Below are 26,338 nucleotides of genomic sequence, written 5' to 3'. Positions count from 1 at the left end.
TAGTTATATCGAGTGACTTTAAAATGCAGGTTTCAGTTACAGTTACTTGAGTATATAATTAAAACATAACATTCTAGATGAATTATCGCTAATTCTTTTAACAAAATATGACTATTCTAACTGTTTTACGTTTTCCTGATCCGCGTTTAAGAACAAAAGCGCAGCCGATTACTGATGTTACTAGTGCGACAGCAACAATTATAGACGATATGCTGGCAACTATGTACGAAGAGAAAGGCATAGGTCTTGCCGCTACACAAGTCGATATTCATCAACGTATCGTTGTAATGGATACCTCTGAAGATAGCAATCAGCCTATGGTACTTATCAACCCTGAAATTATTGCTAGCAGTGATGAAAAGTCGATTAATGAAGAAGGCTGTTTATCCGTACCCGGAACTTATGCCAAAGTAAATCGCCATGATACTTGCACGGTAACAGCACTTGACCGCCAGGGTAAAGAATTCACTTTAAGCGCCACCGGCTTACAAAGCATTTGTATTCAACATGAGATTGACCATTTAAATGGCATTTTATTTGTTGATTATTTATCGCCATTAAAGCGCCAACGAATTCAAAAGAAACTTGAAAAAGAAGCTCGTTTAGATAAATAGCAACCACTAAGTAAGTAATTATTTACCATTATAGGATACTCCCTTGGCTCCCCCATTAAATATCATTTTTGCTGGCACTCCTGACTTTGCCGCTAAACATTTAGCGGCATTAATTAACTCTGAACATAATGTAGTTGCTGTTTATTGTCCGCCAGATAAACCCGCAGGTCGTGGTAAAAAACTAACCGCTTGTGCGACCAAATTGCTAGCGCTAGCACACAACATTATTGTTGAACAACCGATAAACTTTAAAAGTGACGAAGACCAACAAAAATTGGCTCAATATGACGCTGATATTATGGTGGTGGTTGCTTATGGTCTAATTTTACCTGAAGTCATTTTAAACTCGCCACGGTTAGGCTGTATAAATGTCCATGGCTCAATTTTGCCTAAATGGCGTGGTGCAGCGCCAATTCAACGTTCACTTGAAGCGGGAGATAAAAAAACAGGTGTCACCATAATGCAAATGGATAAAGGTCTCGATACTGGCGATATGATATTAACGGCTGAATGTGCCATTGAAAATACCGATACTAGCGCCAGCCTTTATGAAAAACTTGCCGATTTGGGGCCAGCGGCTTTGCTAGAAACACTGGCACTGATGGCGCAAACTAATTATCAAGCAAGGGAGCACAATATTGCCCAAGATAATACACTAGCCACTTACGCGCATAAACTAGACAAAGCAGAAGCTGAGCTTAATTGGCAACTCAGTGCAAACGAACTGCATAGAAAGATCCGTGCATATATCCCCTGGCCTGTCTCTCAATTCACCTTCACTGAATTAGAGTCGGAATCAGAAAGTAAGCAACATAGATTACGGGTATGGCAAGCATCCGTTCAAGAATATCAAGGCAGTGCGGCTCCAGGCACCATAATAAAAGTGGATAAACAAGGTATAGAAGTAGCAACAGGCGACGGTTCATTACGCTTAGAAATAATGCAATTGCCCGGTAAAAAAGCCTTACCTGTGCAAGATATTCTTAATGGTCGCAGCGATTGGTTCACTGTTGGCAGCCCTATAAATAAGCTTGGTTAAGAGAAATTATGACAATTAATATTAGAGCCCTGGCAGCAAAATGTTGTTACGCCGTTATAGATAAAGGGCGAAGCTTAAGTGATGAACTGCCTAAACAGCAAGATAAGTTGCTTGGTAAAGATAAGGGCTTGCTGCAAGAAATTTGTTATGGCGTACTGCGCTACCTACCAGAATTAGAAAACGATGTCAGTCATTTAATGCAGAAACCGCTAAAGGGCAAACAAAGAGTCTTTCACTTTTTACTGTTAGTGGGTGTTTATCAAATAAGATATATGCGTATACCTGACCATGCTGCGGTTAGTGAAACGGTATCGGCAACAAGTACGTTAAAAAACCGTCATATGAAAGCATTAGTTAATGCTGTACTGAGGGGATTTCTTCGTACACAAGAGGCGGCAAGTAAACTAGAAAATAAAACAGATAAAAACCTACCTGACTCGATAAAATATAATCACCCTAGCTGGTTTATTAAAAAAATACAGCAAAGCTACCCTGAACAATGGCAAGGCATACTCGATGCTAACCAGCAAAGACCACCAATGTGGTTACGCACCAACCAACAACACCATACTAGTGAACAGTATCAAGCGTTACTTATTGCAGCAGAGATAGACATAGCTAATATTGAAGTCAATTCTCAAGCCATTGCCCTTGCTCACCCCATCGATGTCGCTAAATTACCTGGCTTTGAACAAGGCTGGGTTTCAGTACAAGATGGTGCAGCACAGCAAGCGGCACGTTTATTAGACTGCCAACCAAATGATGTGGTATTGGATTGTTGTGCCGCCCCTGGTGGAAAAACTTGCCATATTATTGAGCTAACACCTGATATTGCCTCGATGACTGCAATAGATATTGAAGAAGGTCGCCTGACTCGGGTTCATGAAAACTTGGCTCGTTTAGGTCTCTCAGCAAAGGTTATTACTGCTGATGCCGCCAGTAAAGATTGGTGGTCAGGTGAACTATTTGATCGAATTTTACTGGATGCCCCTTGTTCAGGTACTGGCGTTATTCGCCGTCACCCTGATATAAAGTGGTTACGTAAAGCCGACGACATTGATAAGTTAGTGATATTGCAGCAGCAGATTCTTGATAATATTTGGTCTTTACTCAAACCGGGCGGTACCTTGCTTTATGCTACCTGTAGTGTTTTACCCGAAGAAAACTGCCAACAGATTGCTCGTTTTGTGGAACAAAACCAAGATGCACAATTAATTGCCATTACTGGTAATAACCTTGATACTGATGAAAATTCTATCGGTTGGCAATTATTACCCGATGCTAAAAATATGGACGGCTTTTATTACGCCAAACTGTTAAAACTCAAATAATTAATCCTATTGGTATAACCTAAGCAGAAACTAACACATGAAAATAATCATAGTAGGTGCTGGGCAAGTTGGCGGCACCTTAGCTGAAAACCTTGTTGGCGAGAATAATGAAATCTGTATTGTAGATATTGACGGTGAAAAATTGCACGAGCTACAAGATAAAATGGATTTGAAAGTTGTTATTGGTCAAGGTTGCCATCCAGATGTATTAAAAGAAGCGGGTGGTGAAGATGCTGATATGGTGATAGCAGTTACCAATGACGATGCCACCAATATGATCACTTGCCAAATATGCTCCTCATTATTTAACACGCCGAAAAAAATTGCCCGTATCCGCTCTAATCAAATATTAAAATATGCTGAACAACTTTTTCATAAAAAACACATACCTGTTGACCATATCATTGCCCCTGAACAATTAGTGACCCGAGATATAGCTCGACTAATTGATTACCCAGGCGCGCTGCAAGTATTAGAGTTTGCTAGTGGCAAAGTAAGTCTAGTCGCGGTAAAAGCCTACTACGGTGGTCTACTCGTTGGCCATGCGCTGTCAGCGTTAAAAGATCATATTCCTAATGTGGATACTCGAGTCGCGGCAATTTACCGAAATGGTAAACCTATTCGTCCTCTTGGCACGACAGTAATAGAAGCAGATGATGAAGTGTTTTTTATCGCCGCCAGTATTCATATTCGTGCGGTGATGAATGAGTTACAAAAACTCGAACCTGCTTATAAACGTATAATGATTGCCGGTGGTGGTAATATCGGTGCTGGTTTAGCTCGTATTCTAGAAAAAAACCATCAAGTAAAACTTATTGAGCGCTCACAAAAACGCGCAGAGCAATTAACCTCTGAACTCAATAATACCTTAGTTTTCGTCGGAGACTCTTCAGACCAAGAGCTACTTATGGAAGAAAATATTGACCAATTTGATCTTTTTATTGCGGTGACTAACGATGACGAAGCTAATATCATGTCATCACTGCTGGCTAAGCGACTTGGTGTTCGTAAAACCATGGTACTTATTCAACGCGATGCCTATATAGATTTAGTACATGGCAGTACTATTGATATTGCCATTTCACCACAACAAGCAACCATATCGGCCCTCTTAACTCATGTAAGACGTGGCGCCATCGATAACGTTTATAGCCTACGTGGTGGTGCTGCTGAAGCCATTGAAATTGTTGCCAAAGGGGATGCAAAATCCTCAAAAGTGGTTGGCCGTGCCATCAAAAACATCAAACTGCCACCCGGAGCCACGATCGGCGCTATAGTTCGTGGTAGTGAAGTGCTTATCGCTCACTCAAACACCTTAATACACGAAGAAGACCATGTGATTTTATTTTTAGTTAACAAACGCTATATTTATGATATAGAAAAGCTCTTTCAAGTCAGTGCTACCTATTTTTAATGCATTTTTGACCTCTTTACTTCCAGCTAATCACTTATCCTTGGATTGATTAGCTGTAATAATCCCCCCTGAATACAGCAACCCAAGCCCTAATTTACAAGGATTTTTATGAAAGCTTCCCGAATATTCACAGCGATAACATTAGCGTTAACGAGTATGACCTTTAATAGCCAAGCAGAGCTTGTTGATAGTGCTCAAGACTGGCAAACGTTTGAAACGAAAAATTTTCGAGTTCATTTCACTCCTGAGTATCGCCAATGGGCTTTATCAAGTGCCAGAGAAATGGAAGTTGTCCGTCAATTAATCAAAGAGCAACAAGGTAGAGTATTAACGGAAAAGGTCGATGCTTATATTATCGATCCCTATAATGCCGCCAATGGCTTTGCCTTGCCATTAAGTCATCGACCTTATATGGCTTTATTTACCACACCGCCACAATCAGACAGCATTATTGCCAACACTACGGGTTGGCAACAGTTACTGGTATTACATGAATATGTACACCTAGTGCATTTGGCGCAAAAGAGCCGGAGTAAATGGCGCAACAACTTAGCCAATTGGTATGATATTTTTGATGCTGCACAAATTAATGGTGAACGCTGGGTCAGTGAAGGTTATGCCACCTTACTAGAATCTAGACTTACCGGCCGAGGTCGATTATTTAACAATCAGGTTGAGGCCATCATTGAACAGTTTGCCCGCCAAGGTGCCCTACCCAGCTATAAACAACTCAATAAAGCCGATGATAGCTTTATGTCTGGTGCTATGGCTTATCTGGTCGGTGTTCGATATTTACAATGGTTAGAAGAAAAATACGGTCAAGACACCCTTGATGCTGTATGGACGCGTTGGTCAGCCGTGGAACAACGTGATTTTGAGCAAGCCTTTAAAGGCGTATTCCCTGACACTGCTCAACACCTCTATCAGCGTTTTGTTGCTGAATATACCTATAAAGCCATGCAACATGAAGCACAATTACGTGCAGACAGTAACGAAGATAATAGCTCAACATTATGGTTAGATTTATCTGGCTCTGTCGGTGAGCCGAGTTTAAGTCCACAAGGTGATTACCTCGCTATTGTTGAAACCGAAAGAACCGATGATGGTAATACCACTAAGTTACAAATCTATAAAACCAGTGAAAACACCAAAAAGATCGAAGAGTTTAACAAACAAGTTGAAGAGCTATTAGCTGATGACCCAGAAGACATTGCCGATAAAAAGCCAAGTGTTTTTAAGCGAGAAGTTGCCTACACCTTAAATCAAAGAAATGATCGTGGTATAAACAACCCTCGCTGGTTAAATAAGGATACTATTATTTATGGTGCCCGTAGTTTAGCGAGCAAAAACGACTACCACCAAGATCTATTTTCTTGGCACTTACCGAGCAATACTGTCAAACAACTTACGAAAAATGCTAACCTTCGTCGTTTTGACATTAGTGAAAATGGCCAATACCTCATTGCTGAACGCAGTCGTTTCGGCTATTCTCAATTAGTTAAAGTAAGTTTAATACCTGAATCTTTAGGTGAAATAACCGCGGAATTAACGCCACAAAGCCTAGAGCAGGTTTATGACTTTCCTCGACTTAGGCCAATACCTGATGGTTCAGCGTCGAAAAGCTTTGCTTACGTCAGTTCAAGTTTGAATAATAAATGGCAATTAAAAGTTCGTCAGTTAGAAGGTGATGAAGAGCAAATAATACCTATGCCACAGCACTATCAATTCCTTTCATTCCCTGAGTGGTCTAAAGATGGTCAATCACTGTATTTTGTCGCTGGTTTAGAGGGTGCTACCCGTTTATATCAATATGACTTTTCCCAGCAAAAATTATCTGCGCTTACCTCAGGAGAGCAAGTCATTACTTGGCCTATGGTTAACAGCGATAATAAGCTGCTACATTTAGCCATAAATGCTCAAGGACCCGATGTGTATCAGCTTGATTTAAGCAAGGCAAATAAGCAAATAATCACCAACACCACCACAAGTTCGGCTATTAGCCAAAACTTGGCCGATAACTTAAAGCTAGCCGAGGCAAGTATTGCTATAGATGAAAGCATTGGTGAACAATCACCCTATGGCATAGGTCCGCAACAAGGCACAATAACCCTGGCTGAAAGTACTTATTCAGCGAGTAGTAGTATGCTTGAGCTAGGTTATAAGTCTGGCGATGTACTGTCTCGTTTTGATTGGCAAGTAAACGCCAGCCAAGATGTTTTTAATCATATTATTTCTGGTGCCTCGGCGGCTATACGATGGCAAGGCTGGCCGGTTAAATTATTGGCTCACAGCTACCTATTTAATTTAAAAACTGACCAACAAGGTAGTGATGCCTTAGCCTTAGGTAAAACATCTGAGAAAGGACTCTTTTTAGAAGCACGCTACCCCTATAGCGTAGCAACGCTTACGGTCGATTTATTTGCCCAAGTGCAGGCTGCAAGCTTTGAAAATAGCCAAGGTGTAGATTTTTCCAGTCACTTTTTTGCTCTAGGCATTGAGCAAAGCTGGTCGCATGACCAACAAAGCTGGGGCATATCACAAGCAGTAAATGTCCAGTTAATTACCGGTCAAGATGAGCAAGCTGAAGTTAAGGGTAATGACGGCAGTTATACCGGTAGTAATGGCTTGATTAACTTAAGTGCACATATTCATGATTATGGCTTAGGCTTTAATTACCTATGGGCGCACCGCTCAGAGGATGCTGGCGATATACTCAGTTTAGGTGGTTACTCTTCAACTTTAATCCAAGAAAAAGCACACTTAAATAAGCAATTGTCGCCTGAATTAGCCTTTTATCGACAAACGGCTAATGACTATCAAGCATATCAAGCTTATATACCCTTAGGCTTTGTTGAAGTTTTTTATACTCGTCATAAAATGGCTGAACAAGCCGTTATCGATAGTTACGGTGTTAAAGGTAGTTTACATAATGACTTTGGTTTTACTGGCTTAACTAATTTAGTGATAAATTATGGCTTAGCACAGGTAAACCCAGAAAATGATAGCTCTGATACTCAAGGCTGGGTTGCCTTTAGTTACAAGTGGTAATTTATAGATAGCTCTAGCCGTACCATTCAAGCACGCTGAAACAGGTATATTGATTGGTACGGCTAAATATACAAATAATGGCTCTTATGTACGCCAGAACCCCGGTGTAAATAAAACTAACAGAGTAAATATCTCTAAACGGCCAAACAGCATTGCCATAATTAATACCCATTTACTCATATCATTAATCGATGAAAAATTAGCGGCCACCTCTCCTAGCCCTGGTCCTAGGTTATTAATACAAGCAGCAACCGCGGTGAAGGCGGTCATGTTATCCATGCCAGTGGCAAGTAGTAATAACATACAAATAACAAACACAGCGGCATAAGCAGAAAAGAAGCCCCATACTGCCTCAACTACGCGATCAGGTAAAACTTTCCGGCCGAACTTGATGCTAAAAAGGGCCCTAGGGTGAACCAGTTTATTTAACTCACGAAGACCTTGTAAATAGAGTAACACCACACGTACGACCTTCATGCCGCCGCCAGTACTACCAGCGCAACCACCAATGAAACTAGAAAAAATAAGTAACATAGGCAATAAGGTTGGCCAATCAGCAAAGGATGTTGTGGTAAACCCCGCCGTAGTACTAATTGAAACCGATTGGAATAGAGCTTGATCAAATGCATGATCAGCATCTTGGTATGTGCCGGTACTTATTAACACGGTAAAACAAATAATAAGCAGCACCACTTGGATACCAATAAAAACTTTGAATTCTGGGTCAAAGAAGTAATTTTTCAGCGATTTATTTTGTAGTGCGGCATAGTGCAAGGCAAAGTTAACCCCGGCAATAAGTAAGAAGCTGACACAAACCAGATTGATAGCAGGGCTATTAAAGTAGCCCATACTGGCATCGTGGGTAGAAAAACCGCCAATAGCAATGGTTGAAAAAGCATGACAAATGGCATCAAAACCAGACATACCGGCAAGCCAATAAGCTAACGCACACGCGATAGTTAACCCTAAATAGATGTACCACAAGTGTTTTGCGGTATCGGCAATACGAGGCGTCATTTTTGAATCTTTCACTGGGCCTGGTGTCTCAGCGCGATATAGCTGCATACCACCAATACCTAGCATAGGTAATACGGCAACAGCTAAAACAATTATACCCATACCTCCTAACCACTGTAATTGCTGGCGATACCATAAGACCGCATGAGGTAAATCGTCAATGTGATTTAAAATAGTTGCCCCGGTAGTCGTTAACCCGGAGAAAGATTCAAAGAAGGCATCGGTGACCGATAAATTGGGTTGATCTAATAACATCAACGGAATAGCAGAGAAACTGGCTAAAACTAACCAAAAGAGCACGACAATTAAAAAGCCCTCTCTGGCTTTAAGGTCGGTTTTTTCATAACGGTTAGGATACCAAGCCAATAAGCCGGTGCCAAGACACCAGAGAAAAGCCAGAATAAAAGATAAGCCGCCACCATCGCGATAGATTAATGAAATTAACGCAGGTGGCAGCATGGTCACACTCAGTAACGCAACCATCAAACCTAGAATTCGGATAATATTTTTATATTGCACGTGTTATTTTTCTTGTTCGCTTTATTGTTCGAGAGTGGTTAACTGTAATTGCCCGGATGACAAGGTGTGTAACTGATCTTGCATTAAAGCCAAATTTTGACTTGGAATGGCAAGTCTGAAAATGACTGTTTGTTGATAATCTTGAGCTATAACATGACCTTCAACTTGCTTAAGTAAATGCAAAATATCATCTACTTGGCTATATTGACATGCTAAGGTTTTGTGTACCATAGCTATTTTAATTTTTGACTGCAAAAAGCCTAAGGCTTGGCGTACACTGCCACCATATGCTCTTTGCAAACCGCCTGTGCCTAATTTAGTGCCGCCAAAGTAGCGAACTACAACAGCGCAGACTTGACCTACACCACCACCTTGCAAGGCTAATAACATAGGTTTACCCGCAGTTCCGCTCGGCTCGCCATCATCAGAAAAACCATAGCCTTGACTATCTCCGGCTGCTCTGGTTAAAAAAGCATGACAATGATGGCTAGCTTGCGGATGAAGATGCTGTAACTCTTTGAGCATAGCTTTTGCTGCCACTATATCGTCGCAGGGGCGTAAATAGCAGATAAAACGACTGCGGTTAATAATGATCTCATCTTCGACATTATTAACCGCGATAGGAAAAGACTTAGTCACAATATACTTTTACTTCTCTAAGCTTGGTTTACTTTAATTAAGTTTAGTTTAAGCCTAAATCTCTGGTCATATTCTCATTATGAGACTGATGGACAATAATATTATCTTCAATACGAATACCACCAAAACAACGCATTTCATCAACATTTTTCCAATTAACTTGGTCGGCATTAGGCGATGCTTTTAGCTCTGCCAATAATGAATCAATAAAGTATAAGCCAGGTTCAATAGTAAAGACCTGATTGGCTTCTATCAGTCGAGAGGTACGTAAAAATGGATGACTGGCGGGTGTATTTACATGAGTGCCACGTTCATCGGCCATAAAACCACCAACATCATGAACTTGTAGTCCTAAATGATGACCCAAACCATGGGGGAAGAAGGTAGAAATAATGCCAGACTCAACGGCAATATCAGCGTCAACATTGATAAAGTTAAAATCACGTAATACTTGGCCAATCGCTCTATGTGTTTCAATATGAAGATCGACATAACTGACACCAGGTTTTAATCCTGCCACGGCCTTAAGCATCAATTGATCCATACGAACAATGAGTTCGGCAAACTTATCATTTTTATATGAATAGGTACGGGTAATGTCAGCTGCATAACCATTAAAGTTAGCGCCGGCATCGATAAGGAATGAGCGATGCGCCTGCGGAGGCATTTTATCCAAAGACATATAGTGTAAAATTGAACAGTTTTTATTTAGCGCGACAATATTACCGTATGGGGTATCGTTAGTACCATAACCGATAGACTTAAGGTAAGCCTGTTGAATATCATATTCACTATCACCTTGTAAAAAAGCGTTACGAGCCGCTTGGTGTGCCTTTACTGCCAAAGTATTAGATTGACGAAGACACTCATGCTCATATTTACTTTTATAGCCACGGTGGTAATGAATATAATTAAGCAAGGATTCAGGATTAATAGCTTCAAAACCTAAGGCTTTTGCCACTTCAATATGACTGCCAATATAGGCAAAACCCTTTTTATCATAAGGCAGTAATTTATCGACTTCACTCGCATTAGTTAAAATTTTAATATTAAAATATTCCCCCCAATAACTTTCACTTAACGGGGTGATTTTATGCCAAAAATCCACTGGCTGATAATAGATTAAGGTTGGTTTATCTTCGCCATTAACCACCAACCAAGAGTTTGGCAGTTCAATTAATGGCAGCCAATATTTAAAATGAGGGTTAACTTTAAATGGGTAACAGTTATCGTCAAGAAAGGCCTTAATTTCTTGTCCAGAATGGATAACTAAACCTTCTAGGTTTTCACGGGAAAGTGCAGCTTTAGTCATCTGTTGCAATTGGGCAATATGAGCTGGGTATTGGCTAGCCAACTTAGCATTAAGTGTTGTCATATATTATGTATCCGAAAGACGGCCATCAAGAAATTTGCCTCATGATAGCATACACCTCAAAAAGCACGCTATTGACAAAAGAAAGGCGGCGGCTAGATCTGTGCATTAAACTTGGCAATTATTCGCTGATGTCGAGGTTTTAACTAATCGCCAATATTCATATTAATAACTTGTTCAAAAACCCGACTAATCTGCCCGGGCTGATGCTGATAAATCTCTTGATACGCTAAGACACTTTTTACATAGTTTCGTGTTTCTTTAAACGGTATGGTTTCTATCCAAATATCTGCTGGCATGGCACTGGCATTTTTTAACCATTTTTTTACTCTATAAGGTCCGGCATTATAAGATGCTGTAGCAAGTAGCTGATTACCCTTGTTTTTATCAAGTAATTTACGTAAATACCTTGTCCCTAGTTGGATATTATTCTCCGCATTGTATAGGTATTGTCGACTGACACGACCGCGTTTCAGTTGCTTGGCGGTATTAGGCATTAATTGCATCAAACCCTTCGCCCCTACCGATGAATGAGCATCGGTCATAAACGAACTTTCACGTCGAGTTATAGCAAAAGCCCAAGCAGGATTTATTTCCTGCTGTTGTGCATGTTGGGTAATTTTCTTATCAAATGCTTTTGGGAAACGTAACTCGACATCATCTAAATAGCCAACCTGAGCTAAGGTAAAAATAGCGCGATCAAACCAGCCATTTTCATTGGCTAATTTTGCCGCCACGAGTTTTTCCCGATAATTGAGTTGGCTAAGCCAATAGCGCCATTCTCTACGCGCTTCAACATAGCGTCCCAAGTAGTAAAACTCAAATGCCCGCTTCCCAGCGGGGTGCAACAATACACCTTTTTTTTCCTGGTTAGTTATTGCTAAAGGACTATGTTGTAAACTGACTGGTGTTTCTAAATAACTCGCTGCCAGAAAGCCATAGTAATGGCGTTTAGTTGCTAACTCACTCATGACATCTTGACCTCGTTCAAGTTTATCAGTAGCGATCAGTGCCCTAGCATACCAATACTGCCACTGTAACTCGGTTTTATATTTCCCCGGCATTTTGGCTAACGCTTGCAGTACTAAGTGCCAATTTTGTTGCTTCAACACCTCGATTAACTGCCATTGCATGATACTAGCATCTATATTTACTGGATCTACTTTATCCAACCAAGCCCCTGCTTGTACGTGATTTTTACTGGCTAAAGCCACAGCAAACTTCTCTGCTATCTGTTGGTTTTGTCTGCTTGAAAAGGTGAAAGCTAGCTGCGCCTTTTTATAACTCGCCAACGCTTTATCGGCATCACGCCATACCAACCGCTTAATGCCATAAGTATAAATTTGACTCTCTTTTAGCGATTTTTTAATAAATTCATCTTGCCGTACTACGGTTGCAGGGTCACGCCTTACTTGATGCCATAACCGGCCCAAGTATTGCTGTTCTTTAGCAAGAAATCTTGTTAAATAAGGGATTAGTGTCTGTTGACCACCCTCTGCCGCCAAGACAATACGTTGCCAAACTAGTTCATTCGTTCTATAGCCCGCTTGTTGCCACTGGTCAATTAGCGGATCACAGGCTTTATCTAACGACTTACCCACTAACCATAATTTTGTCACTTGCGGTAACACCACGCTTGCTGGCATACCTGCTGTTAATGAGAATTTCAGCTTTTGACAGGTCAACGCCGTATTACTAGATTTTTTATAAAATTCGAGAAATAGTGTGCCTTTATTTTTTTTTGCTAAGTACTTTAACCACGCCTTTCTCAGTGGCCAATCTAATGGTGAGTGCCGATATTTTTCTAAAAAAACCGAAATTTCACCTGCCGATGATAACTGCATCGTTGCCATTAAACGACCTTGCTCTAAATAGGGCTGTAATGGGTAGTAATACAGTTGGTTATAGAGACTTTTATACTGCTCAGAATAGCTTATTGCTAATAGTTTCTCAGCCTTTAAAAATTTTTTTTGCTGGTCGATATCTGTCATTATCTGCAAACTTTCATTGGCTTTTGACAGATTTATTGAGGCAAAGATACAAACTGACCATAATATAAATTTAAGTATGTTTTTCACTGGTACCTCGACGTAGCTATATAGATTTAGACTGAAATTGTGCATCGTTTGTCTAACTAATTACAATAGTTTGAGTATAGCTGAAGCTGTTTTTTTAAAGCTAAAATTGCTTTATTTCTTATGTTGAATTGTTTTAATAGGGTATAATTATTATTTAACTCACTCTGTAAATACCCGTTTATGCTTACTACTATTTTTCAACAAACAGATCATATGCTTGACGCTATAGGATTGCGCTGTCCCGAGCCCGTGATGATGGTTCGTATGAATATTCGAAAAATCGCCAGCGGTGAGACCTTATTAATTAAATGTGATGACCCTTCTACCGCTAGAGATATTCCAAGCTTTTGTCGCTTTATGGAGCATGAGCTTCTGGCTAAGCAAACAGAAAAACTACCCTATCTGTATGTGATAAAAAAAAGTTAACCCTGACGCAGTGTTTTTCTTAGCTAGTTGTAAGTAACCTGAACTCTGGATAAGCAGCACTTGCTCAATATTCCCCTTTATCTGATTATCAGCGTTAAAACGTCGATAAATAACTCGTTATTCATAAACGTTATGCCTTGATAATCGAATAAATTGAAACATTGATAACCTATATCGCGACTGATTTTGTAAATGTTATTCTTAATAATCGTAAATTGTTGTTTTTACTAAACCATCAAGCACTCATTATCCAGAGTTCAGGTTAAGTAAGTATTTCTGTGTGGAACTATCATGCTTTTATGTTGCCTTATAGCTGGTAGGTATTTACATAAGGAGCAAGACATAATGCTAAAAGCTAGCAATAATAAACTCATTGCAATTTTACTAAGTAATAAAAAACTGCTTATTTTTATTTTACTAATGTCGGTATTTCGTAGTGCTGTTGCTGACTGGTATTCAGTACCTAGCGGTTCAATGCAGCCCACCATTAAAGTAGGTGATCGCATAGTGGTAAACAAAATGGCCTATGATTTACGCTTGCCCTTTACCGATATAATATTACTTGCCCTTAATACACCACAACGTGGAGAAATTGTAGTCTTCGAATCTAAACCGGCTGATCTTCGATTAATTAAACGAATTGTGGGTTTACCTGGTGATGTCGTCGCGATGAACAATGAAGTTATTGAAATAAACGGTTTAGCCTTATCTTATAGCCCTTCAAGTAAAAGTACCTGGTCAGCAGATTCCGCGAGTGTAACGGTAACAATAGAAAAATTAGCGAATATTAAACATCAGATAAACATTGATAACACAGCAAGTAATAGGCTTAGCAATTTTGGCCCGATAACGGTACCTGCGGGTCATTATCTCGTGTTAGGTGACAATCGCCGCCATAGTGCCGATTCTCGTGTTTATGGCTTTGTGCCACATCAAGAGTTGCGAGGCAAGGCAACAGCCATCGCATTTTCTGTAGATTATAATAATTTTTATCTTCCCCGCGCTAAACGATTTTTCAAAGATATTTATGGTATCTAACTAATAGAAAAAACCGAACGGGTGTTGGCAAGGCCTATTTTATGGTAATAGCTATGCCGCTATTTTCAACACCCTGCTCTATTCGGTGAATTTATTTATCAACTTCATGATACTCATTAAAGCTTCTATAAAAATAGTTGTCATTCATTTATAAGTGCTGTATTTCATCGGTTAAATGTGGGAATTCGCGGTGTAAGTTATGTTTCTCTACTGTCATTCTCCTCTCCTAGCTGATTTTCTTGCATGTTAAAGCAGCGGTGTTGTAGTTAGGTGTTGGTAATATAGTAAGGCTATTGATTTTACAGTGAGTGTTGGTGGTGTGATAAAAGCGAGCGTCACAAGCATGACGGTATATGGATATACCCTTACTAGACAGTGCAGGAGCACACTGTCCTGATGCTTGTGTAGAGCCCCATGGCTGACGAATCCCCATAACTTTTTAATCTTAGTTGGGTTTAATTCCCCAGCGCTTACGGTGAAAAAAGATGAGATAAACTAACTAAAGATACCCTCTCTTTTCGCAGAAAATTTCGCCTAAGCGAAACCCTTGGGCCGGGAGACTCATTAAAAAAAGCATAAAAATAGTTAAATAAGGTTAGGTGTACCCATGAATATCGGCGATCATTAAATTCTCTAAAACCCAATTGACGTCAATATTCATGAATACATCCACTATGTTACACACCTTTTTCAAAATGTCTTCTTTTAATGCTATTAATGATAAACGGAGGATCAAAGCTGTTTTAGATTGTACTGACTCACTTGCAATGGATGAAACGCTTACCCTTACAGGTTTAGGCAGAGGTATCATCAATACTAAAGCAAAAGTTAAAAACTCCATTAAACGTGTCTGTCGGCTATTAGGCAATGAAAATTTACACCAAGAGCGGATAGGTGTTTATGCTGCGATTGCTAAAGTCAGCCTCAAGAATATCAAATATCCTTTGATTATTATTGATTGGTCACCTGTAAATAGGCTAGATAAACAAATATTGCGCGCGGTGATCCCTATAGGGGGCAGAGCATTTACTCTTTATGAAGAAGTTTATCCAGAAAAACAACTTGGCACGGTTACCGCTCATAAAGATTTTTTGAATAAATTAGCGTTAGTTCTTCCTAAAAATATAACCCCAATAATTTCAACCGATGCTGGTTATAGGGTTCCGTGGTTTAAAGAAGTAGAAGCACAAGGATGGTTTTGGCTTGGCCGTTTACGAGGTAGAGTAGTCTTCAAGTTGAAGAGCAATGGCAGAGTGTTTATGAATTATTTTCACAAGTAAAAGTCAATGAAAAAAAGCACTTAGGGACATGTTTGTTGGGAAAGACGCAAAAGCACACTTGCACAGCCGTCCTTTATAAAAAAGCCTCCAAAGGAAGGAGTACGAAAACATTAGACGGTAAAAAAAGTAGAAGAAGCGTAAGCTTAGAGTATGCTAAAGGCGGTAGAGAGCCTTGGTTGTTAGTGAGCAACATGCCTGAATTAGAGTGGCCTGCAGAGCGGATTGTCAACTTATACAATCAACGAATGCAGATAGAAGAAGGCTTTAGAGATACAAAAAATGAACGTTACGGCCTAGCACTAAATTTTTGCCGAAGTTCAAGTTTAGAACGAGTAAATATTTTACTCATGATAGCAATGCTTACCCAATTTTCATTGATATTGGTAGGAAAAATGGCTTACATAAAAGGCTACTATAAAGACTTCCAAGCTAACACGGTTAAATCTAGACGAGTACTATCTTATTTTCGATTGGGAAAGGAGTTAATCAGACGAGAACAATATCAGTTTAATGTTGCTGACATTGCTCTAGCACTAGGAGGGTTAAAGGCATGCGCGGATGCACAATTCAGATAAAGAAATGGGGATCCCTCAGCCATGGATGGGTTTATGCGTATCGCTTGTTTACTCGCCCACACTAAACAACAACAACAACAACAACAGAGCCTAAAGTGCACAGTTAATACATTTGCTTGTATAAGGTAACGCCGATAAACGGTCTGGGTTTATCAATTCATCACACTCCTCACAATGTCCGTATAATCCTTCGGCTATTCGTTGTAATGCCGATTTAACTAAGGTTAATTCTAACTTTGCTTCGTGATGTATTTCATCAAGTACACCATCATTTTCTGTCTCCGTAGCTTGCTCAGAAAAATCCTGTGATCTGCCTTTATGAAAGTCAGCTTCTATGGCGGCAATGCGCTTGGTTAGCTGTGTTTGTTTATTTTTCAATAATATTGTGATTTCTTTGCTTGGCATAAACAGCTCCTTATGACTCGGTATCTCTTTATATTAGCTCTTACATTCACCTTACGCCTATTTGTACTGTTATTATTGCTCTAGCTCAAATTTCAGCCATAAAAAAAGGCCATGTTACCATGACCTTTGATCGCTATTTTGTCGCTGAGTTTATTACTGCAGCACTGATATATCCGCTATGGCAAAGAAACTATTTCTAATTTCATTCAGCAAGGTTAACCGGTTAATTTTAACTGCTTCATCATCACTCATCACCATAACACTATCAAAGAAAGTATCTATAGGTGTTTTAAGCTGTGCTAATTCAGTCAGTGCGGCTTGGTAATTTTTATCAGCCATCAAGGGAGCTACTTTCAAGCTTATTTCTTGATAGATATTTGCTAAATCGTTTTCCGCTTGTTCTGTTGCTAAATCTTTGTTAAAGGCTTGATATAGCTCACCATCAAATTTAGCCAGTATATTACCAACACGCTTATTTGCGGCAGCAAGTGTCGCTGCTTCCGGCAATTTACCAAAGAAGGTAACGGCTTTAATACGCTTTTCAAAATCAAGTGGTGCGCTGGGCTTTTTAGCCAATACCGCTTGGATAACATCAACCCTAATACCCTGTTCTTGATAGAAGGCACGAAATCGGCCCATAATAAATTCAAGAACATCACTAGCGGTATTGTTATTAACTAATTTATCGCCAAATAACTCGATACTTTTGTTAATTAACACGGCAAGGTCTAAATCGAGCTGTTTTTCAATGATGATACGAATACTACCAATGGCGGCTCTTCGTAGCGCAAAGGGGTCTTTATCGCCCTTAGGAGCCTGATTAATACCAAAGATACCGACTAAAGTATCAATTTTATCACTGATAGCGACTGCACAGCCAATATTGGCTTCAGGTAGACTATCACCAGCAAAACGTGGCCGGTATTGATCTTCCAGTGCTTGGGCAATATTTTCATTTTCACCATCATGCAATGCATAGTACTTACCCATAGTGCCTTGCACTTGTGGAAACTCTAGTACCATTTCTGTCATCAAGTCGGTTTTACTCAGTAAGCCAGCACGGTACGCATCTTGTGCATTCTCGTTTAACTGTTCGGCAATGAACTGAGATAAAGTAGCGATTCGCTCAGACTTTGCTTTCAGTGTACCCAGTTGCTTTTGAAATAATACTGATTCAAGGCTGGCTAGTCTTGATGCTAAAGTCTGTTTTTTATCTGTTTTAAAGAAAAATTCAGCGTCAGCCAAACGTGGGCGAATCACCTTCTCATTACCAAAAATAACGGTATTTGGATCTTTAGATTCGATATTGGCAACAAAAATAAATTTGTTAACCAATCGGCCTTGATGATCGGTTACCGGAAAATACTTCTGATGATCTTTCATCGAGTATATTAATGGCTCAGCCGGAACATTTAAGAATTTTTCATCGAAGGTACCTACTAAGGTTACCGGCCACTCAACCAATGCCGTGACTTCGTTTAGTAACTCTTCATCAATTAGAGCGACAGCGTCAATATCTTTAGCGACTTGTTTTATTTGCGCAACAATTTTACTTTGTCTTACGTTAAAGTCGACTTCTACATAAGCTTTGATTAATTCGGCTTGGTAATCGTTAGCATGATTAATGGTCACTAAACCTTCATGATGAAAGCGATGACCTTGCACTTGGTTACTTGAACTGACGCCAAGGGCTTCACCAGCAATTATTTCGCTACCAAAAAGCATAGTTAACGTGTGCACAGGACGAATAAACTGAATACGTTCAGCGCCCCAACGCATTGGTTTAGCAATAGGTAACTTACTTAATGCGCTTGTTACCATATCCGGCACTAATTCAGTAACATATTTCCCCGCAACTGTCGCACGGTACAGTAACCACTCACCTTTATCGGTTACTAGACGCTCGGCTTGCTCAACATCGATACCATTGGATCTTGCCCACCCTTGCGCTGCTCTGCTGGCATTACCGGCATCATCAAAAGCAACATTGACTGCTGGTCCACGCTTTTCTACAATTTTATCTGGTTGTTTATCAACTAAATCAAAAACTTGTACAGCTAAACGGCGCGGAGTAGCAAACCACTTAATATCGCTATAAGTTAAATTATGGCTATCGAGTTGGCTTTTAATATTGTCATAAAAAGCTATCGCTAATGTTTTTAATGATTTTGGTGGTAACTCTTCTGTACCAAGCTCAATAAGGAGTGTCTCAGTAGTCATTATTTATCTCCTTTAGTTGAAGCTTGCTTCGTACTGGCATCATTATTTTTACCTTCACTATTTTTACATAAGGGAAAGCCAAGCTCTTTACGTTTTTGGTAATATGATTCTGCTACGGCTTTAGATAAGGTACGGACACGTAAAATATATCGCTGACGTTCAGTTACTGATATCGCATGGCGAGCATCAAGCATATTAAAGGCATGGGATGCTTTCATTACTTGCTCATAAGCGGGTAATGGTAAGTTTACCTCAATCAGTTTTTTACTCTCTTTTTCACATTGGTCAAATTGCTTAAATAGTGCGTCAACATCCGCGTATTCAAAGTTATAGGTAGATTGCTCGACTTCATTTTGGTGAAAAATATCACGGTAATAGATAGTTCCTAATGGGCCATCAGTCCACACTAGATCATAAATGCTATCCACATTTTGAATATACATTGCTAAGCGCTCTAAGCCGTAAGTAATCTCACCGGTAACTGGCTTACACTCTAAACCACCCACTTGTTGGAAGTAGGTAAATTGAGATATTTCCATGCCGTTCAACCAAATTTCCCAACCTAAACCCCAAGCACCTAAGGTAGGTGATTCCCAGTTATCTTCAACAAACCGAATATCATGCACCAGAGGATCGATACCTAACTCTTTTAGCGAGTTGAGGTAAAGCTGCTGAATATTTTTTGGCGATGGTTTTAGCATCACTTGAAATTGATAATAGTGCTGTAAGCGATTTGGATTTTCACCATAACGACCATCGGTGGGACGTCGGCAAGGTTGTACATAGGCACTGCTGATCGGCTCAGGGCCAATTGAGCGTAAAAAAGTCATGGGATGGAAGGTACCTGCCCCAACTTCTAAATCAAGAGGTTGTACGATTGCACAACCTTGACGTGACCAGTAATCTTGCAACTGTAAAATTAAGCCTTGAAAAGTTTTACTTTGGTAAGTTGTCATGGTGTTCAAATTCACTTTTGTCTTAGTTAACTGAGCAAAGGGTCTTTGCTGGGAATTATCATGCGCTTTTTACATCTGACGATTATAACGTTTATGCTACAAAAATGCCCAGACATGAAGACCGGGCATCTTATTTAAGCTTTAATAAGAACTATATATCTAAGTTTGAAACTCGTAAGGCATTTTCTTCGATAAATTTCCTGCGCGGTTCTACATGATCACCCATCAAGGTGGTAAACAGTTGATCCGCAGCAATGGCATCTTCGATAGTTACCTGTAACATACGTCGTGTGTCAGGATCCATGGTAGTTTCCCAAAGCTGCTCAGGGTTCATTTCTCCTAGCCCTTTATAACGCTGTATGTATAGACCACGTTTCGATTCTGTCATTAACCATTCCAAAGCTTCATCAAAGGTATCTACTGACTTAACTTTATCACCACGTTTAACGTAAGCGCCATCTTCCATCAAGCCATTAATTTCCGTGTTTAATGACATAATTGCGGCAAACTCTTTTGATTGTAAAAGCTCATAACTACAATGATATTCTTTATCGATACCATGTTTTCTAACAATAAAGTTCGGGTAATATATATTACGCTCTTGGTTATGCTTCACTTCAACTTGATAGATTGAACCGTTACCATCTTGATTTTCTAGTTGAGTAATAATATCTTTGGTCCAGTCTTGCACTTTACTTTCATCGGAAAAGTCTTCAGTGGTGATAGTTCTGCTATAAATCATCTTCTCTAAAATATCAGCAGGCATCTGTCTAGATAGACGTTTAACTATATCCATGGTTTTACGATATTGATTTACTAACTGTTCTAAGCTAGTACCCGATATTCCCGGTGCATCTTCATTAACATGAACAGAGGCGTTATCAAGTGCTAATGTTGTTAAGTACTCGGTTAAACCTTCATCATCTTTAATGTAGCGTTCTTGCTTACCTTTTTTCACTTTATAAAGCGGTGGCTGGGCAATAAAAATATGGCCACGTTCCATAATTTCAGGCATTTGACGATAAAAGAATGTCAGTAATAAGGTACGAATATGAGAACCATCGACATCGGCATCGGTCATGATGATAATGCTGTGATAACGTAATTTGTCTGGATTATATTCGTCGCGACCTATACCACAACCTAATGCGGTAATTAAGGTACCTACTTCTTGCGAAGAAATCATTTTATCAAAACGTGCTTTTTCTACGTTAAGAATTTTACCTTTTAACGGTAAAATTGCTTGGTTTTTACGATTACGGCCCTGCTTGGCTGAACCACCAGCAGAGTCCCCTTCCACAATATATATTTCAGATAAGGCCGGATCTTTTTCCTGACAATCTGCCAACTTACCTGGTAAACCAGCAATATCTAAAGCACCTTTACGACGTGTCATTTCACGTGCTTTGCGGGCAGCTTCACGAGCTCGAGCAGCATCAACTATCTTCATAATGATGGTGCGGGCAATAGAAGGATTCTCTAATAGATATTCACCTAACTTTTCACCCATGGCTTGTTCAACGGCAGTTTTCACTTCAGATGAAACAAGTTTATCTTTGGTTTGTGATGAGAACTTAGGATCTGGTACTTTAACGGATATTACCGCAGTTAAACCTTCACGGGCATCATCACCGGTAGCACTAGTTTCAGTACTACCACCTTTTTTGGTCTTATTCAGGCCCTCTCTGTTCATATAAGAATTCAGTGTTCTGGTAAGCGCAGTTCTAAAACCACTTAAATGCGAACCACCATCACGTTGTGGAATATTATTGGTAAAACAGTGAATACTTTCTTGAAAACCATCATTCCATTGCATGGCTACTTCGACAATAATGCCGTCGTCACGCTCTAAATCGAAATAAAATATCTCTTCATTAACAGGTGTTTTATTGGTATTTAAATAATCAACAAAGGCTTGAATACCACCTTTATAGCAAAAAAGTTCTTCTTTACCTTCTTCACGTTCATCAATTAAATGTATTGATACGCCTGAATTTAAGAAAGATAATTCACGAATACGTTTAACTAATAGGTCGTAATGAAATAGCACATCCGTAAAGGTATCGGTACTTGGCCAGAAGCGTACTTCAGTACCCGTTTCATCACTTACACCCACTTCGGCAAGTGGCGCTTCCGCTACACCTACATAATAAAACTGTTCAAACAATTTACCATCGCGACGAATATTCAACTTAAGCTTTGCACTTAAAGCATTTACCACTGAAATGCCCACGCCATGAAGACCACCGGAAACTTTATAACCCGAATCTTCACCACCAAATTTACCACCGGCGTGTAAAACAGTCATAATAACTTCAGCAGCAGATATACCTTCTTCTGGATGTATGTCAGTCGGGATACCACGGCCATCATCTTTTACCGATACCGAGCCATCTAAATGAATGGTTACCACAATTTCAGAGCAATGCCCTGCTAATGCTTCATCGATTGAGTTATCTAGAACCTCAAAAACCATATGATGTAAACCAGTGCCATCATCCGTGTCACCTATATACATACCAGGTCTTTTTCGTACTGCATCAAGTCCTTTTAGTACCTTAATACTGGACGAACCATATTCATTTTCTACTGTCATAGTTTTAGCCTACTCAATCATTACTGAATTATTCACAGGTAATATAACACCATGTTTCACGTGAAACATATGATAATTATTCTTTTCGCTACCCTCATTATTAATAACTTGGCTGTCATTAAAAAAAGGTTGCAGAACACTTTCTTCAATTGCCGTAATAACAACTTGGCAATCTAATTTACTCGTTGCATTTGATAAAGCCTGCCTTGAATTACTATCTAACTCAGCACCTACATCATCAATAAGTAAAATTGGTTTTACTCGATTAACTCTTGCAATTAATTTAGCTTGTGCAAATGTTAATGCCAATAAAAACAACTTCTGTTGTCCCCTTGAAAGTTGACTTTCTAATGGCTGCTTAGCGATAAGAAATTTAACATCAAATTTATGCGCGCCATAGATACTATAACCAAAACCTTGCTCTCTTTCATGACTATCCTGTAGTGCTGCCATTAAATTCTTTTTTTGTGGCCAGCCCTGTAAATATTGCACACTAACCTTTGCCGCTATATTAGGTAATAATATAGCCAACCAGAAAGGCAATTCTGTCACTAGGTCGGCAACATATTGTGATCTGGTCTCGGCAACATTTTCTGATAACTGACAAAATATTTTAGTCCAGTAATCTAAACTCGATTTATCTAAAGCATTTCTGATGCAAGCATTACGCTGCTTAAGTACCCGATTAAATTCCCGCCACTGTTTAGAAAAATCATGTTTCACGTGAAACATACCTAAATCGATAAAGCGTCGACGTTCTTTGGGTCCACCAAAAAAAAGCTTAAAACTTTCGGGCGTAACTATTTGTACGGCAATATTCTTGGCGAGTTCAGATAATCGAGCATGCCGCTCACCATTTATCTTTATTAACGTTACCCCTGAAGCTGTATTTTTACTAAGACCTAGTTGTAAATCATTATCATCTTTTATACTAACAACAAAATTATCAGTATCATAACTTGCTAGATGTTCTACCTTAGAGGTACGAAAAGATTTTCCGTGTCCAATAAAAAAAATAGCTTCAAGTAAACTACTTTTACCACTGCCATTATCGCCAACAAAGAAGTTAAGCTTAGGGTGAAAATCTATAGTTACCGATGATAAATTTCTAAAGTTATAAGTAGTTAGTTTTGCAACACTCATCTGTAGATATAATAATTTTATTGAAAACTATAAACGCATAGGCATGACAACGTAAAGCGCTTCGCTATTACTACTGCCTTCAATAACAACACTACTATTTGCATCCGCCAAAGTAAATTTAACGTTCTCATCTTTAATAGCGTTTAACACATCAAGCACATAACTTACGTTAAAACCAATTTCTAAATCATCGTAAGGAAAATCGATTTCAATTTCTTCTTCCGCTTGCTCTTGCTCAGGATTATTCGCTGTTATTTTTAAATTAGTCTTAGAGAAGTTTAAACGTACACCCTTAAACTTTTCATTCGATAATATTGATGCTCGTGAAAGCACTTGACGAAGTTCATCTTTATTTGTTTCAAAAACTTTATCACCATTACGAGGTAATACTCGACGGTAATCAGGAAAGCGACCATCAACTAATTTACTAGTAAAAGAAAACTCTGTGTCTATAATGCGAATATGATTAGAGCCTAAAAAAATCTGCACCAACTCATCAACGGGTGCCAGTAGACGTATAATCTCTAAAATACCTTTCCGCGGCACAATAACTTGTCTAACCGGTAAATCGAGCGAGTCGTTTGAAATTTTACAGATCGCCAGACGATGACCATCGGTAGCAACAGAACGGATTTCATTACCGTCGCTTTCAATGGACATGCCATTCAAATAGTAACGAACATCTTGGTTGGCCATGGAAAAATGAGTACTTTCAATTAGGCGCAAAAATTCAGACTTTAACAGCTTAAATTCAACATCGCCCTGCCATTCTTCAATATTAGGAAAATCTGCTGCTGGTAACGTTGACAGAGAATAGCGACTACGACCAGATGATAACTTAATCGTCTCCTTAATGACCTCAAAAGATATCAAAGAATTATCAGGTAAACTTTTACAAATATCTAATAATTTCCGCGCTGGAATAGTAATTTTTCCATCTTCACCTTGATTATCAATTTGTGCATAAGCAACCATTTCTAACTCTAAATCTGTAGCGGTCAGAGTAAGTGATTGACCACTTACTTCAAAAAGTACATTACTTAGAATGGGCAAGGTGCTTTTTCGTTCTACTGCACCAGAAACCAATAATAGTGGCTTAAGTAATAATTCCCTATTCAGTGAAAACTTCATTTTTTTACCTGCTTGAATGGCTAGTATTTTTATTTTATAAAAACTAAGACGAAAGTGTTCTGATTAAATTAGAATAATCTTCTTTAATATCATGCGTTTCTTCACGTAAAGATTTAACCTTGCGACAAGCATGTAAAACAGTGGTGTGATCTCGGCCACCAAAGGCATCGCCAATCTCAGGTAAACTATGATTGGTTAATTCCTTAGATAATGCCATGGCTATTTGCCTAGGCCTAGCGACAGAACGGTTGCGGCGTTTCGATAATAAATCGGAAATCTTAATTTTATAATATTCGGCAACGGTGCGCTGAATATTATCTATAGTAACCAGCTTGTCTTGCAGTGCTAATAAATCACGTAATGCTTCACGGACAAAATCAATGGTTATGGCACGACCGGTAAAATTAGCATTAGCAATAACACGATTTAATGCCCCTTCCAATTCTCGAACATTAGAACGCAGGCGCTTGGCAATAAAGAAAGCAACTTCATCTGCTAGGTTGATCTGACTCTCTTGCGCCTTACGTTTTAAAATGGCAACACGAGTTTCAAGTTCGGGCGGTTCAATGGCAAGAGTTAATCCCCAACCAAATCGAGATTTTAACCGGTCATCTACACCAACAATTTCTTTAGGATAACGATCACTAGTTAATATAACCTGTTGATTTCCTTCAAGTAAAGCGTTAAATGTATGAAAAAACTCTTCTTGAGTACGCTCTTTACCAGCAAAAAATTGAATATCATCAATAAGTAATGCATCAACTGACCGGTAATATTGTTTAAATTGTTCCATGGCATTATTTTGTAATGCTCTAACCATATCTTGGACAAATCGCTCTGAATGCATATAGGCAATTTTAGCATTGGGGTTTTTAAGTAATATAGCATTGCCAACCGCGTGTAATAAATGCGTTTTACCTAAACCTGTGCCCCCATAGATAAATAAAGGGTTGTAAGCAGTGCCTGGGTTATCTGCAACTTGCGAGGCCGCAGCACGGGCAAGTTGATTAGATTTACCTTCAACAAAGTTATCGAAAGTGTAATTTAGTCGTATGTTGGATTTTTTAGGAATATTACTTACCGGCTGGGAAATTTTGACAGCAGGAGTTGAGCGAGCAAACATATTTTCATTACCACGAACATTCGCCGGTGTTGAAATATTAGTTGTTGTATTAACAATAGGTTTACTGCCAACATCAAAACGCAGCAACAATGGATTATTTGCTTCATTAATGCTTAAAAGTTCATTAATCCGATTGACGTATTTATCTCTAACCCAATCAAGTACAAAACGGTTAGGTGCATATAACGTCATAACATTGTCATTGACAACGGCCTGCAAAGGTCGGATCCACATACTAAATTGCTGAGCAGGCAATTCTTCTTGTAGAACAGATAGGCATCGTTGCCAAGGGGAATGATCCAACCAAAACTCCAGTAATTACTAGGTTAATATTTTTCTGAGGGCTATTATCTATGGAGTTATCCACAAGTGCA

The 26,338-nt window shown here is 39.3% G+C and carries 19 protein-coding genes and 1 pseudogene; 9 read left to right on the top strand and 11 right to left on the bottom strand.

Translation table 11 applies throughout. From position 1 onward, the window contains the following. The first annotated feature begins 107 nt into the window (after positions 1-107). The 5 genes from def (at position 108) to CMT41_RS00080 (ending at position 7,446) form a co-directional block, all read left to right on the top strand. Entirely contained in the window at positions 108-614 is a 507-nt protein-coding gene (def, locus tag CMT41_RS00100; protein ID WP_057183569.1) for a peptide deformylase, read from the top strand. 43 nt (positions 615-657) lie between these two features. After that, positions 658-1,653 carry a methionyl-tRNA formyltransferase gene (fmt, locus tag CMT41_RS00095; RefSeq protein WP_058026006.1) on the top strand — a complete coding sequence of 332 codons (996 nt, stop codon included), beginning with the start codon at positions 658-660 and terminating at the stop codon, positions 1,651-1,653. 8 nt (positions 1,654-1,661) lie between these two features. Next, on the top strand, positions 1,662-2,984 hold the full coding sequence (gene rsmB, locus CMT41_RS00090) for a 16S rRNA (cytosine(967)-C(5))-methyltransferase RsmB (protein ID WP_058026005.1): 1,323 nt from the start codon (positions 1,662-1,664) through the stop codon (positions 2,982-2,984). 37 nt (positions 2,985-3,021) lie between these two features. Further along, positions 3,022-4,398 (top strand): Trk system potassium transporter TrkA, encoded by a 1,377-nt coding sequence (trkA, locus tag CMT41_RS00085; protein WP_058026004.1) that lies wholly within the window; start codon positions 3,022-3,024, stop codon positions 4,396-4,398. A 108-nt stretch (positions 4,399-4,506) separates the two neighbouring features. Continuing rightward, complete coding sequence (locus CMT41_RS00080; protein WP_058026003.1) at positions 4,507-7,446, top strand: TolB family protein; 2,940 nt, start codon at positions 4,507-4,509, stop codon at positions 7,444-7,446. 84 nt (positions 7,447-7,530) lie between these two features. Here the strand turns inward: CMT41_RS00080 and CMT41_RS00075 are convergent, their stop codons facing one another. From CMT41_RS00075 to CMT41_RS00060, 4 genes are all read right to left on the bottom strand, one after another. After that, positions 7,531-8,982, bottom strand: a complete 1,452-nt coding sequence (locus tag CMT41_RS00075; RefSeq protein ID WP_057183559.1) for a TrkH family potassium uptake protein — start codon at positions 8,980-8,982, stop codon at positions 7,531-7,533. Positions 8,983-9,003: 21 nt separating this feature from the next. Then, on the bottom strand, positions 9,004-9,621 hold the full coding sequence (locus tag CMT41_RS00070) for a YigZ family protein (protein ID WP_057183556.1): 618 nt from the start codon (positions 9,619-9,621) through the stop codon (positions 9,004-9,006). A 43-nt stretch (positions 9,622-9,664) separates the two neighbouring features. Next, positions 9,665-10,996: a Xaa-Pro dipeptidase gene (gene pepQ / locus CMT41_RS00065; RefSeq protein ID WP_058026002.1), complete on the bottom strand. Its 1,332-nt coding sequence runs from the start codon at positions 10,994-10,996 to the stop codon at positions 9,665-9,667. Positions 10,997-11,139: 143 nt separating this feature from the next. Continuing rightward, positions 11,140-13,071, bottom strand: a complete 1,932-nt coding sequence (locus CMT41_RS00060; protein ID WP_083494173.1) for a lytic transglycosylase domain-containing protein — start codon at positions 13,069-13,071, stop codon at positions 11,140-11,142. 180 nt (positions 13,072-13,251) lie between these two features. On the opposite strand from CMT41_RS00060, the gene tusA reads away from it, so the two are divergent. The 4 genes and pseudogenes from tusA to CMT41_RS19295 all read left to right on the top strand — a co-directional run. Next, positions 13,252-13,497 carry a sulfurtransferase TusA gene (gene tusA, locus CMT41_RS00055; RefSeq protein ID WP_057183550.1) on the top strand — a complete coding sequence of 82 codons (246 nt, stop codon included), beginning with the start codon at positions 13,252-13,254 and terminating at the stop codon, positions 13,495-13,497. 345 nt (positions 13,498-13,842) lie between these two features. Then, on the top strand, positions 13,843-14,535 hold the full coding sequence (gene lepB / locus CMT41_RS00050; protein ID WP_058026000.1) for a signal peptidase I: 693 nt from the start codon (positions 13,843-13,845) through the stop codon (positions 14,533-14,535). Positions 14,536-15,194: 659 nt separating this feature from the next. Further along, on the top strand, positions 15,195-15,815 hold the full coding sequence (locus CMT41_RS18855; RefSeq protein ID WP_157466229.1) for a hypothetical protein: 621 nt from the start codon (positions 15,195-15,197) through the stop codon (positions 15,813-15,815). Between the two features lie 11 nt (positions 15,816-15,826). After that, positions 15,827-16,390 (top strand): annotated as a pseudogene (locus tag CMT41_RS19295) (transposase); the annotation flags it as partial. 90 nt (positions 16,391-16,480) lie between these two features. On the opposite strand, the gene CMT41_RS00035 reads toward CMT41_RS19295, so the two are convergent. The 7 genes from CMT41_RS00035 to dnaA form a co-directional block, all read right to left on the bottom strand. Continuing rightward, on the bottom strand, positions 16,481-16,795 hold the full coding sequence (locus tag CMT41_RS00035) for a TraR/DksA family transcriptional regulator (protein ID WP_057183546.1): 315 nt from the start codon (positions 16,793-16,795) through the stop codon (positions 16,481-16,483). A gap of 153 nt (positions 16,796-16,948) precedes the next feature. Then, positions 16,949-19,015: a glycine--tRNA ligase subunit beta gene (gene glyS / locus CMT41_RS00030; RefSeq protein WP_058025997.1), complete on the bottom strand. Its 2,067-nt coding sequence runs from the start codon at positions 19,013-19,015 to the stop codon at positions 16,949-16,951. Beyond that, positions 19,015-19,971, bottom strand: a complete 957-nt coding sequence (gene glyQ / locus CMT41_RS00025) for a glycine--tRNA ligase subunit alpha (RefSeq protein WP_058025996.1) — start codon at positions 19,969-19,971, stop codon at positions 19,015-19,017. Before glyQ ends, glyS begins: the two co-directional genes overlap by 1 nt. A gap of 151 nt (positions 19,972-20,122) precedes the next feature. Continuing rightward, complete coding sequence (gene gyrB / locus CMT41_RS00020; protein ID WP_057183540.1) at positions 20,123-22,567, bottom strand: DNA topoisomerase (ATP-hydrolyzing) subunit B; 2,445 nt, start codon at positions 22,565-22,567, stop codon at positions 20,123-20,125. A gap of 9 nt (positions 22,568-22,576) precedes the next feature. Then, positions 22,577-23,710: a DNA replication/repair protein RecF gene (gene recF / locus CMT41_RS00015; RefSeq protein ID WP_057183538.1), complete on the bottom strand. Its 1,134-nt coding sequence runs from the start codon at positions 23,708-23,710 to the stop codon at positions 22,577-22,579. Positions 23,711-23,737: 27 nt separating this feature from the next. Beyond that, positions 23,738-24,841: a DNA polymerase III subunit beta gene (gene dnaN, locus CMT41_RS00010; RefSeq protein ID WP_058025995.1), complete on the bottom strand. Its 1,104-nt coding sequence runs from the start codon at positions 24,839-24,841 to the stop codon at positions 23,738-23,740. Between the two features lie 43 nt (positions 24,842-24,884). Beyond that, positions 24,885-26,267, bottom strand: a complete 1,383-nt coding sequence (gene dnaA / locus CMT41_RS00005) for a chromosomal replication initiator protein DnaA (protein ID WP_057183534.1) — start codon at positions 26,265-26,267, stop codon at positions 24,885-24,887. Positions 26,268-26,338 lie beyond the last annotated feature (71 nt).

The organism is Colwellia sp. MT41 (assembly GCF_001444365.1).
Lineage (GTDB): Bacteria > Pseudomonadota > Gammaproteobacteria > Enterobacterales > Alteromonadaceae > Colwellia > Colwellia marinimaniae.
This window is presented reverse-complemented; position numbering and strand designations above follow the sequence as displayed.

Bases quoted from the DNA above. Each gene is read 5' to 3' on its own strand.
- tusA (WP_057183550.1), top strand. From the start codon at position 13,252: ATGCTTACTACTATTTTTCAACAAACAGATCATATGCTTGACGCTATA.
- recF (WP_057183538.1), bottom strand. From the start codon at position 23,710: ATGAGTGTTGCAAAACTAACTACTTATAACTTTAGAAATTTATCATCG.
- gyrB (WP_057183540.1), bottom strand. From the start codon at position 22,567: ATGACAGTAGAAAATGAATATGGTTCGTCCAGTATTAAGGTACTAAAA.
- CMT41_RS00035 (WP_057183546.1), bottom strand. From the start codon at position 16,795: ATGCCAAGCAAAGAAATCACAATATTATTGAAAAATAAACAAACACAG.
- lepB (WP_058026000.1), top strand. From the start codon at position 13,843: ATGCTAAAAGCTAGCAATAATAAACTCATTGCAATTTTACTAAGTAAT.
- CMT41_RS00080 (WP_058026003.1), top strand. From the start codon at position 4,507: ATGAAAGCTTCCCGAATATTCACAGCGATAACATTAGCGTTAACGAGT.
- glyQ (WP_058025996.1), bottom strand. From the start codon at position 19,971: ATGACAACTTACCAAAGTAAAACTTTTCAAGGCTTAATTTTACAGTTG.
- trkA (WP_058026004.1), top strand. From the start codon at position 3,022: ATGAAAATAATCATAGTAGGTGCTGGGCAAGTTGGCGGCACCTTAGCT.
- CMT41_RS18855 (WP_157466229.1), top strand. From the start codon at position 15,195: ATGAATACATCCACTATGTTACACACCTTTTTCAAAATGTCTTCTTTT.
- rsmB (WP_058026005.1), top strand. From the start codon at position 1,662: ATGACAATTAATATTAGAGCCCTGGCAGCAAAATGTTGTTACGCCGTT.
- pepQ (WP_058026002.1), bottom strand. From the start codon at position 10,996: ATGACAACACTTAATGCTAAGTTGGCTAGCCAATACCCAGCTCATATT.
- glyS (WP_058025997.1), bottom strand. From the start codon at position 19,015: ATGACTACTGAGACACTCCTTATTGAGCTTGGTACAGAAGAGTTACCA.
- def (WP_057183569.1), top strand. From the start codon at position 108: ATGACTATTCTAACTGTTTTACGTTTTCCTGATCCGCGTTTAAGAACA.
- dnaN (WP_058025995.1), bottom strand. From the start codon at position 24,841: ATGAAGTTTTCACTGAATAGGGAATTATTACTTAAGCCACTATTATTG.